General features: G+C 70.4%; 16 protein-coding genes and 1 pseudogene. 4 read left to right on the forward strand and 13 right to left on the reverse strand.

Annotation, left to right across the window (positions count from 1 at the left end; genetic code table 11):
- Nucleotides 1–4: 4 nt before the first annotated feature.
- The 9 genes and pseudogenes from OG974_RS01015 to OG974_RS01055 form a co-directional block, all read right to left on the reverse strand.
- The gene (locus OG974_RS01015) at nt 5–325 is read right to left on the reverse strand and encodes an antibiotic biosynthesis monooxygenase (protein ID WP_371645077.1); all 321 of its coding nucleotides are present in this window, start codon (nt 323–325) and stop codon (nt 5–7) included.
- On the reverse strand, nt 322–645 hold the full coding sequence (locus OG974_RS01020; protein WP_328764078.1) for an antibiotic biosynthesis monooxygenase family protein: 324 nt from the start codon (nt 643–645) through the stop codon (nt 322–324). Before OG974_RS01020 ends, OG974_RS01015 begins: the two co-directional genes overlap by 4 nt.
- A 20-nt stretch (nt 646–665) precedes the next feature.
- On the reverse strand, nt 666–1,412 hold the full coding sequence (locus tag OG974_RS01025; protein WP_327279064.1) for an SDR family NAD(P)-dependent oxidoreductase: 747 nt from the start codon (nt 1,410–1,412) through the stop codon (nt 666–668).
- Nucleotides 1,409–1,888, reverse strand: a complete 480-nt coding sequence (locus OG974_RS01030) for an SRPBCC family protein (RefSeq protein WP_327285822.1) — start codon at nt 1,886–1,888, stop codon at nt 1,409–1,411. The genes OG974_RS01025 and OG974_RS01030 overlap by 4 nt, the downstream gene beginning before the upstream one ends.
- A 39-nt stretch (nt 1,889–1,927) precedes the next feature.
- Nucleotides 1,928–2,122: pseudogene (locus tag OG974_RS01035) on the reverse strand (acyl carrier protein); the annotation flags it as partial.
- Nucleotides 2,123–2,172: 50 nt separating this feature from the next.
- Nucleotides 2,173–3,423, reverse strand: coding sequence for a ketosynthase chain-length factor (locus OG974_RS01040; RefSeq protein ID WP_327279065.1), 1,251 nt, complete (start codon nt 3,421–3,423; stop codon nt 2,173–2,175).
- The gene (locus tag OG974_RS01045) at nt 3,416–4,693 is read right to left on the reverse strand and encodes a beta-ketoacyl-[acyl-carrier-protein] synthase family protein (RefSeq protein ID WP_327279066.1); all 1,278 of its coding nucleotides are present in this window, start codon (nt 4,691–4,693) and stop codon (nt 3,416–3,418) included. The genes OG974_RS01040 and OG974_RS01045 overlap by 8 nt, the downstream gene beginning before the upstream one ends.
- The gene (locus OG974_RS01050) at nt 4,690–5,094 is read right to left on the reverse strand and encodes a cupin domain-containing protein (RefSeq protein WP_327279067.1); all 405 of its coding nucleotides are present in this window, start codon (nt 5,092–5,094) and stop codon (nt 4,690–4,692) included. The genes OG974_RS01045 and OG974_RS01050 overlap by 4 nt, the downstream gene beginning before the upstream one ends.
- An 88-nt stretch (nt 5,095–5,182) precedes the next feature.
- The gene (locus OG974_RS01055; RefSeq protein WP_327279068.1) at nt 5,183–5,509 is read right to left on the reverse strand and encodes a TcmI family type II polyketide cyclase; all 327 of its coding nucleotides are present in this window, start codon (nt 5,507–5,509) and stop codon (nt 5,183–5,185) included.
- Between the two features lie 514 nt (nt 5,510–6,023).
- On the opposite strand from OG974_RS01055, the gene OG974_RS01060 reads away from it, so the two are divergent.
- The 3 genes from OG974_RS01060 to OG974_RS01070 all read left to right on the forward strand — a co-directional run bounded on the left by OG974_RS01060 (nt 6,024) and on the right by OG974_RS01070 (nt 7,659).
- On the forward strand, nt 6,024–6,482 hold the full coding sequence (locus tag OG974_RS01060) for a flavin reductase family protein (RefSeq protein WP_328765252.1): 459 nt from the start codon (nt 6,024–6,026) through the stop codon (nt 6,480–6,482).
- On the forward strand, nt 6,479–7,339 hold the full coding sequence (locus OG974_RS01065) for an AfsR/SARP family transcriptional regulator (RefSeq protein WP_329314824.1): 861 nt from the start codon (nt 6,479–6,481) through the stop codon (nt 7,337–7,339). Before OG974_RS01060 ends, OG974_RS01065 begins: the two co-directional genes overlap by 4 nt.
- A 98-nt stretch (nt 7,340–7,437) precedes the next feature.
- Nucleotides 7,438–7,659, forward strand: a complete 222-nt coding sequence (locus tag OG974_RS01070; protein ID WP_327279071.1) for a DUF6059 family protein — start codon at nt 7,438–7,440, stop codon at nt 7,657–7,659.
- Here OG974_RS01070 and OG974_RS01075 read toward each other — a convergent pair.
- Complete coding sequence (locus OG974_RS01075) at nt 7,608–8,096, reverse strand: DUF1772 domain-containing protein (protein WP_327279072.1); 489 nt, start codon at nt 8,094–8,096, stop codon at nt 7,608–7,610. The two genes, OG974_RS01070 and OG974_RS01075, sit on opposite strands and share 52 nt — an antisense overlap.
- A gap of 97 nt (nt 8,097–8,193) precedes the next feature.
- On the opposite strand from OG974_RS01075, the gene OG974_RS01080 reads away from it, so the two are divergent.
- On the forward strand, nt 8,194–9,702 hold the full coding sequence (locus OG974_RS01080; protein ID WP_328764080.1) for an MFS transporter: 1,509 nt from the start codon (nt 8,194–8,196) through the stop codon (nt 9,700–9,702).
- Between the two features lie 99 nt (nt 9,703–9,801).
- Here OG974_RS01080 and OG974_RS01085 read toward each other — a convergent pair whose 3' ends face one another.
- The 3 genes from OG974_RS01085 to OG974_RS01095 are packed head-to-tail and all read right to left on the reverse strand — an operon-like array spanning nt 9,802 to nt 12,718.
- Nucleotides 9,802–10,980 (reverse strand): cytochrome P450, encoded by a 1,179-nt coding sequence (locus OG974_RS01085; protein WP_371645081.1) that lies wholly within the window; start codon nt 10,978–10,980, stop codon nt 9,802–9,804.
- A complete protein-coding gene (locus OG974_RS01090) occupies nt 10,977–12,194 on the reverse strand; it encodes an MAB_1171c family putative transporter (protein ID WP_327279075.1) in 1,218 nt (405 codons plus the stop codon). The genes OG974_RS01085 and OG974_RS01090 overlap by 4 nt, the downstream gene beginning before the upstream one ends.
- Complete coding sequence (locus OG974_RS01095; protein ID WP_327279076.1) at nt 12,191–12,718, reverse strand: regulator component; 528 nt, start codon at nt 12,716–12,718, stop codon at nt 12,191–12,193. The genes OG974_RS01090 and OG974_RS01095 overlap by 4 nt, the downstream gene beginning before the upstream one ends.
- Nucleotides 12,719–12,966 lie beyond the last annotated feature (248 nt).

A 12,966-nucleotide genomic window follows, 5' to 3' on the forward strand; every position in this document is an offset into this window, starting at 1 on the left:
CCGCTCAAGCCTGCGACGGCACGCTGTCGAGGCGGGCGCGCAGGTCGAAGATGCGCCGCTCGATGTCACCGCCGATCCAGTACGGGAACATCGGGGCCGCCATCTCGCGGTGGGACGGGGCGTCCTCCCAGGTGCGGAAGGCCTCCTCGCTCTCCCACTCGGCGAGCAGGATGTAGCGGCCGGGCTGCTCCGCGTCGCGCAGCAGCTCGTCGCGCAGGTGACCGGGGGTGCCCTTGACCACGGCGGTGACCTGCCGGTAGGCCTCTTCGAAGGCCTCCTGGTCCTTCTCCTGGACACAAGCGGAAACCATGATGCGTACGGTCACGACGGACCACCTTTCATCGATGCGGAGCCCGGCAGGTGCTCGACGACGTCGAGCACCTGCTTGCGGGCGGATTCACGGAACGGCTCCAGCCGGGCGCTGAGCCGTTCCCTCGCGGGGCCGTTCTGGAAGGCCTCCAGGGCGGCCCGGTCGGCCCAGTCGGCCATGACCAGATGGGTACGGGGATTGCGCGGGTCCCGCAGCAACGACTGGGCTACGCAACCCGGCAGTCGCGAGGCGGCCTGCGCGGTCTCCAGCCAGGCGGCGCGGAACGCGTCCTCGCAGCCCTCCCGGACGACCATCTCCAACACGGTGCGCAGCACGGCGTGCCTCTCCTTCGGGGTCAGATGCCGCCGTCGACGTCGAGCGTGGCGCCGGTGACGTAGCGGGCGGCGTTCGAGGCGAGGAAGAGGACGGCGTCGGCGATCTCCGCGGGGCTGCCGAGCCGGCGCAGCGAGATCCGCTGCTCGTACGAGGCCTTCCCCTCGGCGGTGACGGCCTTCATCTGGTCCGTCTCGACCAGCCCGGAGGCAATGCAGTTGACGCGGATGCCGCGCGGGCCCAGCTCCTTGGCCAGCGCCCGGGTCAGACCCATCACACCGGCCTTGGACGCCACGTAGTGGGCGGCGCCCGGCATGCCGTGGTGCGCCACGGCGGAGCTGATGTTGACGATCGAGGCGGTGTCCGCGAGGTACGGCAGCGCCCCGCGGATCACGTGGTACATGCCCGACAGGTTGGTGTCGAGGACGCGGTGCCATTCGTCGGGAGCCAGGTCCATCAGCGGGAGGTGGCTGATGACCCCCGCGTTGTTCACGACGGTGTCGATCGCCCCGTACCGTTCGTGCGCCTCGGCCGACAGCCGGGCGGCCTGCTCGTGGTCGGCGATGTCGCAGCGTACGAGGGCGCCCCGGACCCCCAGGTCCGCCAGCTCCCGGCGCAGCGACTCGACCTGCTCGCTCTCGTTGACGTAGCAGGCCGTCACCGCGGCACCCTGCGCGGCCAGGGCGAGCACGGTGGCCCGTCCGATGCCCCGGGCGCCGCCCGTGACCAGGGCGTGCCGGCCCTCCAGGCCGAAGTCGAGGGCGCTCATCGGGCCACCGCCGCTCCGGTGCGGGCCGCAGCCTCCACGCGCTCCTTGATGAGCGCCATCTGGACCTTGGAGTTCGTGTTGATGCGCTCGGTCATGCCCGCGTCGTCCAGCGGGGCGCCCGGCTTCATGCGGAACTCCTGCACCCAGCGCATCTCCACACCCGCGTCGGTCTGGACGTACGCCCAGTGGATGTTCATGAAGGCGAAGGGGCCGGTCTCGACCCGGTGGGCCTTGACGGTCCGGTTCTCGCGGTCCATGACGCGCTCGGAGACCCAGCTCCAGACCTTGCCGTCGGCGTCCGGGTGCAGGGCGAGGCGGAAGCGCACCGTGTCGCCGTGCCGGTCCAGGATCTCCGCGACGGCGTACTCGCTGAACAGGTCGGGCCAGTTCGCCACGTCGTTGGTCATGTCCCAGAGCACGTCGAACGGCGCGTCGATGACGATGCTGTTCTCGGTGCGCGCAGGAGCCGGCTGCAGCTGCTCGTTGATCAGGGCGCAGATCTCCGGGAAGCGGGTGAGGCCTTCGGCGTCCAGGCGGATGTCGTAGCGGTTCTCCACCTCGGTCAAGACGTTGATCAGACCCAGCGAGTCGACGCCCAGGTCGTCGATGGTCAGGGTCGGGTCGTCCATCTGGAGCGTCTCCAGAGAGACGCCGGTGCACTGCTCGACGATGGTCAAGAAGTCGTCGTACTCAAGGGGCGCCGCGGTCATGGGGCGGGGTCCTTTCGGTGTCGCGGTGTCGGGGTTCGTCGGTAGCGCCGTCACGGGGTGAGGGTCCGGACGACGAGGGCGGAGTTGAAGCCGCCGTGGCCGCGGGCGATGACCAGGGCCGTGCGCAGCCGCGCCGCCCGGGGCTCTGCTACGAGGTCGATGCCGTACGCGGCGTCCGCGACGGCGCCCGGCCCGGTCGGCGGGATCACCTGCTCGCGCAGGGCGAGCAGCGCGGTGATGACGTCGAGCGGTGCTCCGCCCGCGTACAGCCGCCCGTACCGCGCCTTGGGCGCTGTCACCGGCACCCCGCGCGGACCGAACACCTCGGTCAGGCAGTCCGCCTCGGCGCGGTCCAGCTCGGGAGTGCCGGCCGCGTCGGCGAACACGACGTCGACCTCCTCCGGCCGGACCCCGGCGTCGGCCAGGGCCAGCAGGACGGCCCGGCGCAGCGCACCGGACGTCCCGGCCCCCGGAGTGCCGGGAGCGGGGTCGAAGGTGGCCGCGTGACCGGCGATCTCGCCGTACGGCGTCTCGATACCGCGCGCCCGCGCGCTGGCCTCGTCCTCCAGCACGAGGATCGCGCCGCCCTCGCCGGGCACGTGGCCGCAGGCGGCCGCGTCGAACGGCCGGTAGGCGCGCTCCGGGTCCGCGCTCGCGCTCAGCCGCCCGGAGGTGGTCTGGCACGTCAGCGCGTACGGGCTCAGCGGCGCTTCCGTGCCGCCGGTCAGGACGAGCCTGGCGTCCCCCTGCACGAGGGCGCGCTTGGCCTGCGCGATCGCGTCGAGACCGCCGGCCTGCTCGGCCACGGTCACCCCGCAGGGTCCCTTCACGCCGTGCCGGATGGACAGCTGGCCGGTCGTGGCCGCGTAGAACCAGGCGATCGACTGGTAGGGACCCACGTGCCGGGGCCCCTTCGACCACAGCGCCGCGATCTCGCGCTGGCCGAAGGCGTTGCCGCCGGAGGAGGACGCCGTGATGACCCCGAGGTCGTACGGGGAGAACTCCTGGGGCCGCACGCCGGCATCGGCCAGCGCCTCGTCGGCCGCCAGCAGCGCGAACTGGCTCCAGCGGTCGGTCTGCACCGCCAGCCGGGGGTCGACACCGGGCAGGGTGCCGTCCCCGAAGACCTCGCCGACCGTACGCACCGGGAAGGCGTCCGCCTCGAAGTGCGTGACCGGGCCGAGGCCGCTGCGGCCCTCCAGCACGGCCTCCCAGAACTCCTTGGCCCCCAGACCGTTCGGCGCCACGGCCGAGATGCCGGTGACCACCGCGCGGCGCGTGGCCGTCGCCGCGTCAGACATGGCGTGCCCCCTTCCCCGGCGCGGTGAGCACCATCGCCGTCTGGAACCCGCCGAAGCCGCTGCCCACGCTGAGGACGGTGTCGGTCCGCTGCTCGCGTGCCGTCAACGGGACGTAGTCCAAACCGAGTTCGGGATCCACGTGGTGCAGGTTGGCGGTGGGCGGGATCGTGTCCTGTTCGATGGCGAGGGCGCAGGCGGCGACCTCCAGGGCGCCGATCGCACCCAGCGAGTGCCCCACCATCGACTTGATCGAGCTCATCGGCACGCGGTACGCGTGCTCGCCGAGCGAGACCTTCACCGCGGCCGTTTCGTGCTTGTCGTTCTGCCGGGTACCGGAGCCGTGGGCGTTGACGTAGTCCACGGCGTCGGCGGGCAGCCGGGCGTGGTCCAGCGCCACCCGCACCGCCTCGGCCAGCTCCTTGCCGTCCGGGCGCAGCCCGGTCATGTGGAACGCGTTGCTGCGCTGTGCGTACCCCGCGACCTCGCAGTACACCCGGGCGCCGCGGCGGCGCGCGGACTCCTCGTCCTCCAGGACCAGTACGGCCGCGCCCTCGCCGAGCACGAAGCCGTCACGGTCGCGGTCGAAGGGCCGCGAGGCGTGCTCGGGATCGTCGTTGTTGGGCGAGGTCGCCCTGATCGCGTCGAAACAGGCCACGGTGATCGGCGAGATGGGCGCGTCGGTGGCGCCGGCCAGGACGATGTCGGCCTGCCCGTCCTCGATGAACTGGGCGCCCTGCGCCACGGAGTCGAGGCCCGAGGTGCAGCCCGTCGACACCACCCGGACCGGGCCCTGGGCGCCGGCCGTCCACGCCACCTCGGTGGCGAGCGAGCCGGGCACCAGCGCCCCGTACAGGTGCGGATACGGGTTGGACGGGTCGACGACCCAGTTGCTGCCGCGAGCGCTGACCCGGACGTACTGCTGTTCCAGCGTGATGGTGTTGCCCACCGCGCTGCCGATCGAGACGCCGATGCGGTGCGGTTCCACCCCGTCGGTCGGCGCACCGCTGTCCGCCAGGGCCTCCCGTGCCGCGACCACGGCGAACTGCGCGGCGCGGTCCATGCGCAGGACCTCCTCGGAGGTCAGGCCCGCGGCGGTCGCGTCGAAGTCGCACTCCGCCGCGATCCTGGAGCGGTAGGCCGAGGCGTCGAAGTGGGAGATGGCCCGGGTGGCCGTACGGCCGTCGGTCAGCAGCTGCCAGAACGCCTTGGTACCCACGCCGCCCGGCGCCACCACACCGATCCCGGTGACGACGGCCTTGCGGCGGGTCACGCGGACTCCTCACCCGGCAGCGGCTCGGTGTCGACGTGCCCCAGCTCCGGGCGGGGCGCCAGCGGACCCAGCTGGAAGACCATGAAGGCCGGCTCCGTGCCGTGGTTCTCCAGCCGATGCCGCACGTTGATCTTCAGGTGCAGCGCCTCACCCGCGGCGAGCGGGACCGGCTCCCCGTCGATCTTCGCCAGCAGCTCACCGCTGACGAGGTACAGGAACTCCTCGGAGTACGGGTGGTAGTGCTCGGTGACGACCTCACCGGGCTGGAGGGTGAGCACCCCCATGAAGCCCGCGGTGGCCTGGGCGTTGGCCGGGCTGAGCAGCGTGCGCAGATCGCCCCCCCGACGCCGGTTCGACTCGACGTCCTTCGCCGCGATCTTGGTCATTCCTTCGCTGGCCACGCCAGCCTCCTCTCGTTGTCCCGCACCGACGGTGCGGACCCCCCACCCGGTGACGCCTCGTCGCCGGGGTGTGCGAGCGCGAGCCGCCTCAGCCCTCTGCGCGCCAGGTGTAGAACTCGTGTGCCATGGCGTCCTGAGGGCCGCGCCAGGTCTCGGGGTCGTATGCCGCGATGTGGGGGCTCAGCCGCTCGCTGACATCGACGAAGAGCTCGTGGCCCTTCATTTCGGAGATCGGTCCGCGCACGTCGTCGTCGGACGCCATGTAATGCAGGTAAAGATCGTGGAAGCGGAACAGTCTGCGTTCCTTCACGCCGATCAGATGGGGAAGTTCGCCGGCATCGGATTCGGCGAAGATGCGCTTCACGTCGGCCGCGGCGGACGGCTTCATGCGAGCCACGATGAGAGTGCTGCGCATTGCGGTTTCCTTCCGTTCCGGGTCCGGTCTTCGGTGACCGGCCCAAACAGGATCACCCGGTGCGATAAAGCGCGGATGAGGGCAGGGAAAAGCGGCAGCGGGAAAGACGGAGGACGGTGGGGGGCGCCCTGCCCGCCCGGGGCGCCGGCGGGTGGCCAGGGCCCGCCGGCCACCCGCCCCAGGCTCTCCCAGATTGCCCAGTCGACGACGTCGTCCCAGCTCGGAGCACCTTCTCGACCAGCCCTTGAGCAGGGCTTATGCCGTCCGACATGGTGCTCTGGTAGGGGTGCTCCGGCCGAAAGTACGCCCCCTCTCGTCCTTTGGGGCGTAGGCGGTCATGGCGCGGCCTCGTTAGGGTCAGGTACCCGCACTGCCCGTTCCCGGCGCCCGTCATTGCGCCGGTGAGAGGCGATTGCGGTATTTCCTAGGGGGAGGAGATCGCGTGGACAGCTTGACTGTTTTCGGGACTGAAGAAAGGGGCGCGGTGCCGGTGGATGCGCGGGCGCTGCGCGAGGTGTGCGGCCGTTATCCGACCGGCGTCGCGGTGATTACGTGCCGGGGGGCGGCCGGAGAAGAGCCGGTGGGGGTCACGGTGAATTCCTTCACCTCGCTCTCCCTCGACCCCGCCCTGGTGCTCTTCTGCGTGCACAAGGATTCGCGGGCGCTCGCCGCCGTCGAGGCCGCCGACGCCTTCGCCGTCAACATCCTGGCGTCGGACCAGGCCGGTCTGTGCCGGGCCTTCGCCCGCCGCGGCACCGCGGACTTCGCCGACCTGCCGCACGGACCCGGTGCCACCGGCTCCCCCGTGCTCGGCGATGCGCTCGCCTTCCTCGACTGCCGACTGCACACCATGTTCCCGGGCGGGGACCACGTCATCGTCGTCGGCGAGGTCGTCGACCTGGGCTTGCTGCGCGAGGAGCAGCCGCTGACGTTCTTCCGCAGCGCCCACCCGCGGCTGGAGGTCCTGGGATGACGATCACCATGGAGAAGACGATCGACTCGCAGGAGCAGCCGGTGTACGGCCTGCAGGAGACCGCCCCCCGCGGGGTCGCGCTCCGCCTGCTGGGCCCGCTGGAGATCGTCGTGGGATCCTGCGAAGTCCAGCTGCCGCAGCGCAAGTTGCGCCAGCTCCTGGCCACCCTTCTGATCCGGCCCAACGCGACCGTGTCCAACGAGTCCCTCATCCGCGAACTGTGGGGCGACCGGCCGCCGGCCACCGCGCTCGCCGCGCTCCGCGTGTACGTCTCGCAGCTGCGCAAGTTCCTGATCCGCTACGACCTCGACGGCCGCTGGTGCACCCTGCGCACCCGGGCGCCGGGCTACCAGCTCCAGGTCAACGAGGGCATCCTCGACACCGTGTGCTTCGACAGGCTGTGCGCCCTGGCCGCGGAGTCGGCGTTGACGGGCCACCACGAACTCGCCTCCAAGCAGTACCGGGAAGCCCTCGACCTGCGCCGGGGCCCGACACTGGAGGGGCTCCGGGAGAGCTCCGCGCTCTCCGGCACCGCCCTGCAGTACGACGAGGCCTGGATGAGCGCGCTCAAGCGGCGCATCGACCTGGACCTGCAGCTCGGCCGCCACCTCGAACTCATCGGTGAGCTCAGCCGGCTGGTGGCGGAGAACCCGCTCAGCGAGGGCTTCTGCGCCCGGCTCATGACGGTACTGCACCGCAGTGGTCGCAGCGGCGACGCCCTCGCCACCTACCGCCGCACCCGCGCGCAACTCATCGAGGAGCTCGGCATCGAGCCCGGGCTGGAGCTGCGCCTGGCCCACCAGGCCGTGCTCGCCGACGACAAGGTGTTCCACAGGCCGATGCGGGCGTCGGCCTGAGCGCGGGACGCCGGCCGGTCATGACGTCGGCCGGGCGCGCATCCGGACCTGCCTCCGGACTTTATCCCTGCTTTTTCATGACCGGCCACGATGCTCCCATGCGTTTGTTTTTGAAGTCCCTGCTGCGTTTCTGCGCGGATGCACTCGTCACGTACGGCAAGAGCCAGTTCTTCATTCCCACCCCGGACGTCGGGGAACCGGCACCCGGACATCCCGAACGAGTGCCGTGGAACGTGCCGCTGACGGAAGCCGAGGAGGCCCTCGACCGTCAGTTGGAAGGCGTGGCGGAACGGGTCGGCCGCGGGCTGGAGCCGCTCTGAGCGATGACGAGCAGGACGAAGGCGGCGAGCGCGGTGGTGGTGCGCGTCCAGTTGAACATGTCCCATCGGTGCAGGATCTCGGCGTAGTCGGCCGGTGGCGAGGTCACCGCCCACTCCTTGATCCGCGCGTTGATCGGTACGTTGCCGAAGCGCGTGACCAGGAACGACGTTCCGGTCAGCGCCGTCGCCCCGGCCGCGAGCAGCCGCTCGCGGCCGGTGGTCTGCAGGGTCAGTGCGAGGGAGCTCAGGGCGGCGGTCCCCATCGCCGTCAGCATCACGGGGGAGTTCATCTTCATCAATTCGGCATGGAAGGACAGCCGCATGTCCACGGGCACCTTCCAGAACGTCGGTCCCAGATTGACCGCGCCGTAGCCAAATGCACCGGCGAGCAGTCCGGTGGCGGTGACTGCAATGCCCTTCGTTATGCGAACGCGCATCAGTCTTTCCTTAGTTGAGTAATCCGGCTCTTGCTGTACAAGTCGCCATGAGGACGAGGAAGTCCAACGGTAGCGGGGGCCACGACCTGGAGGTCCCATGTCATCCGCAGTACCGACCGACACGCGCCCGGGGACGGCGGCCCCGAGCGGGTTCAGCCGCCGTCCGGGCCTCGCCCTGCTGGTCATCGCCGCGGCGGAGCTGATGGTGGTCCTCGACGCCACCATCGTGAACATCGCCCTGCCGAGCATCCAGGACGCGCTGGACATGTCCGACAGCAACTTGGCCTGGGTGGTCAACGCGTATGCGGTCACCTTCGGCGGGCTGATGCTCCTCGGCGGCCGGGCCGGCGACCTCTTCGGCCGCCGGCGCGTGTTCCGGATCGGCATCGTGACCTTCGTGCTGGCCTCGGTGCTCGGCGGCCTGGCCCCCAACGAGGCACTGCTCATCTGCGCTCGGGTGTTCCAGGGCGTGGGTGCGGCCGTCGCGGCCCCCACCGCGCTCGCGCTGATCGCGACGAACTTCCCCGAGGGCAAGCAGCGCAACCGGGCCATGGGCACGTACGCCGCCATGGCCGGCGTCGGTTCGGTGCTCGGCCTGATCCTCGGCGGACTCCTCACCGAGTACCTCGACTGGCGTTGGGTGCTGCTGGTGAACATCCCCATCGGCATCGCCGTACTGGCCGGAACATCGGTCCTCGAAGAGGCCGACCGCGACCAGGGCAAGCTCGACCTCGTGGGCGCGGCTGCGGGCACCGCCGGTCTGCTCTGCCTGATCTACGGGGTCACCCGTGGCGGCCAGACCCACTTCACCGGCGGCCTCACGGCGACCTACTTCGCGGTCGCCGCAGTGCTGCTCGTGCTGTTCATGGAGCGGCAGGCCCGCATCGAACACCCCATGCTGCCGCTGCACGTCCTGAAGGACCGCAGCCGTGCCGGCACGTACGCGACCCTGTTCCTCACCGGCCTCGGCATGTTCTCTACCTTCTACTTCCTGACCCTCTACATGCAGCACGTGCTGGACTACGGAGCGGTCAAGACCGGCCTGGCGTACCTGCCGTTCAGCGCCGGCATCGGCATGACGGCCCCCATCGCCTCGAAGCTCGTGGCCAAGCTGCCGCCCCGGCTGGTGGCCGGGCCCGGCCTGCTCGTCGCCGGGACCGGGCTGTTCTGGCTGAGCCGACTGACCCCGCACTCTTCCTACGCGGGCACCCTGATGCCGGCCATGTTCATCACCGCCGCCGGACTCGGCCTGTCCTTCGTGCCCCTGACGCTGGGCGCGGTGCGCGGTGTCGACGAGGTGGACTCGGGCAGCGCGTCGGGCCTGCTCAACACCGCGCAGCAGATCGGCGGTGCCTTCGGCGTCGCCAGCCTCGCCATGCTGGCGCACACCTTCGCAGACACCCGCCTGCCGAAGGCCGGCAAGGTGTACTCCGATGCCGTGGACCAGGGCGACACCGCCCTCGTCGTGAAGGCCCAGGCGGCCATGACGTACGGCTTCACGCACGCCCTGGCCGCCGGTGCCTTGGTCTTCGTCACCGGCGCGCTGATCACGGCCTTCGTCGTCACGGCCGGCAAGCCGGAAGCGGACCCGCGCGCCCGTGCCTGAACGGGCCTGACGCGCCGCCTCCCGTGCCGGGCCGCGTGCCCGGCCGTGGAGGCGGCTGCGCTCAGCGGGGTCGCCGGGTGGGGGCCCTGCCCGTTCGGATCACCGGAGTACGACGGGCAGGGACTTGAGACCGCGCATCAGCCGCGTGTGGCGCCATGCGAGGTCTTCCGGCGCGATGGCCAGATGCATTCCCGGGAAGCGGGTGACGATCGCGCGGAGGGCGATCTCCGCCTCGGCCCGTGCCAGGGGTGCGCCGAGGCACCGGTGGATCCCGTGGCCGAACGCCAGGTGGCCGCCGGCGTTGCGGTCGAGGTCGAGTCGTTGCGGCTCGGGGAACGCCGCCGGGTCGCGGTTCGCGGCTCCGGGAGCGATGAGTACGGGGAAGCCCGCGGGAATGTCGACCCCGCCGAGTCGGAGCCCCTCGGTGCTGAACCGGAAGGTGGCGATTCCCACGGGGGAGTCGAAGCGCAGCAGTTCGTCGAGGCATCCGGCGATCAGCTCGGGGTCCTGCTGCAGCCGGGCGAACGAGGACGGGTGCTGGAGCAGGGCCAGGACGGAGTTCCCGATGAAGTGGGTGGTGGTCTCGTGCCCGGCCACGAGGAGGAGGACGGCGAGGGAGGTGACTTCGTCCTGTGCGAGGAGGCCCGCCTCGCTGCGTTGGAGCAGTGCGTGGAGCAGGCCGTCACCGGGTGTCTCGCGGGCCGCCTCGACGAGGTGGGTCATGTAGTCGCCGATGGCGTGTGATGCGGCGTCGATGACGTCCGGGTCGCCGGCGTCGAAGAGGTCGTTGGACCAGCGGGAGACCATGGCGCGATCGGACTCCGGTACGCCCAGCAATTCGCAGATGACGGTGACCGGCAGGGGTACCGCCAACTCCTCCACCAAGTCGACCTCTGCGCCCGGCGTCCACCCGTCCAGCAGGCGGTCGACGACCCCGGAGATGTACGGACGCATCTCCACGATGCGTCCGGTGGTGAACATCGGCGCCGCCACCGCCCTCTGCCGGGTGTGGTGGGGAGGGTCGCTCGCCAGCATGTTTCTGGAGACCGCCGGATGGATGTTGCGGCGCGAGGGCCGGTCGGCGAAGAACCGGGCGGTGTCCTTGGACAGACGGGGATCGGCGAATGCCAGTCGGGCTTCCGCGTGACCGGTGACCAGGTACGCGTGGTGGCCCCGCGATCCGGTAGGGATCTTCTGGACCGGTGATGCGCTGCGCAAGCGGTCGTAGGTGGAGTAGGGGTCGCTGAAGAAGCGGGGGTCGTGGAACGGGTCGGTCACGACGCCGCACCCGCCTTCGTGCGCGAAGGCTGCTCGGCGGTCGTGGCCCGCGAGTGCTGCCGGTCGTAGGCGTGTGCCACGAGCAGCAGCCATGCCGTCTCCGCTTGCAGGTCCCCCTTGCGGGAGCGGGTGCCGGCAGCGGGCGGGGCCTCGGGTCCCTCAGGCGTGTTCCCGGCCCGCTTCGCGGAGACCGCTGCAGCGATAACCGCTGCTTCCACTTCCGCGTCCGCCTCCGGGGCGCCGGTAGCCCCCCGCAGCGCGACCTTCTCGGCAGCGGCGTCCTGCACCTCTGCGGAACGGTACCGGCGCAGGGCCAGCACGCAGTCGTTGATCTCGATGACCCGGCGGTGCAGATGGAAGTCGAGGTCATGGGTGTCGGCCTCGGTGTTCCCGGGGTCGAGCACGACCTCCGGAACCGCCGAGGTGACGTCCTTCCACAAGGGCTCCAGCGCGGTGAACGAGTTGCGCTCCCAGCGCTGACGGCGCAGTTGGCTGATGGGCCACAGCAGGGCGGGGAGGGTGAGCCCGATGGTGATGAGGAGTACGGCGACGGCCGGAGCGGTCACGCTGAAGGTGCACCGGACGGGAGTCAGTGGCGTCGAGCAGCGGGCGTGCTCGGGTACGAGGCCCAGTCCGAGCCCGATGGAGACCAGGGCGAAGACCTTGTAGGCGGCGTAGACGAGGGCGAAGGCGCATCCCGCGGACGTCATGCGCAGGCCCAGGCGCTGGCTCCTGCGGGCCGAGCGCTTCGACTGGGCCCACGTCTGGAGCAGGAAGTCCTTGGCCGTGTACCCGAGGTAGGAAATGTAGATGAGTACGTAGAATGCGTACAACACCGGTGATCGGTGGGTGAGTTGCTCGGCGGCGAAGAAGGTGCTCATCCCTACGACGGCGATGATGAGTGCAATGATGCGCAGCCGGATCTGCCGGCGGGCCTGCTCCTCTTCCAGGTTGAGCTGGAACAGGAAGGCGAGGACCGAGGTGGCCGCGGTGAGCGTGAACGCGTTGCTGAGGAGACGGGCGACGTGGGGGACCACCGATTCCACCGCGTGCTCGACGACCGGGGCGTAGGACGCGAAGGCCAGGGCGAAGGACGTCAGCAGTGCCGTGATCGCCCAGGTACCCGTCGGGCGGTGCCCGCCCCGCCCTCGAACCCAGTAGGCGGCGAAGCACAGTAGGACGACGGCTGTGCCCGAGAAGACAATGTTGATCATTTCTGGCGGCGTTTCTTCCTGTGTGGCTTGGCGAACAGTGCGTCCCAGCTCTCGGCGCCTCTGGTGGGCCGGCTCGACGGCCCTTCGCGTCCGAGGTACATGAGTTGCCGGATCACGCTGGCCATCACCTCGGCCTCGCGCTCGTCCTCACTGGTGTAGCTCGTCCGCCCGGACATGCGCTGGACCAGGGTGGGGTTGAAGCCGATGGCGCGGATGGCGTCCTGGTCGAGTTCCAGGCTGCCGGGATGATCGCAGATGATGTGGCTGATTTCGTGCGCGAGGATGTGGTTCTGATGGAGGGGCGAGGTGGCCTCTTCGTAGAACAGCAGGTCGGCGTCCGGCGTTTCCAGACGTATGCCACACGGTGCGTCCATGGCTCCGAGGGTGCTCAAGGGGCGCAGGATGATGGGGCGTCCGCGCTGCTCGGCCACGGCGTCACGAAGGTCACGGGTGCTGAAGCGGTGGGGGAGCTGAAGTGCCTCGATGCGCGCTTCACACGCGGCGCGCAACTGCTCAAGATCCATGTCTTCACTCTTGTGAGGCCGGGACGGGGGCGGGTGGGCGAACCTCTCCTCGAAGCCCGGTACGCGCGACCCATATGCTCACATGCGCTCGACTCCGGCCTGCGGGCAGGGTGGCGCCGCTGACGCGCCGCAGTGGGATCCGGCGCTGCGGCCGTGTCCGAAAATGACTGATGTCCCCGCCTTCGTGCGCAGTCGCGCGGGCTGTGGCGCGGGCGTCGTGGTGGCAGCAGAGCTGCTGCGATCTCGGC

This window comes from Streptomyces sp. NBC_00597, assembly GCF_041431095.1.
Taxonomy (GTDB): domain Bacteria; phylum Actinomycetota; class Actinomycetes; order Streptomycetales; family Streptomycetaceae; genus Streptomyces.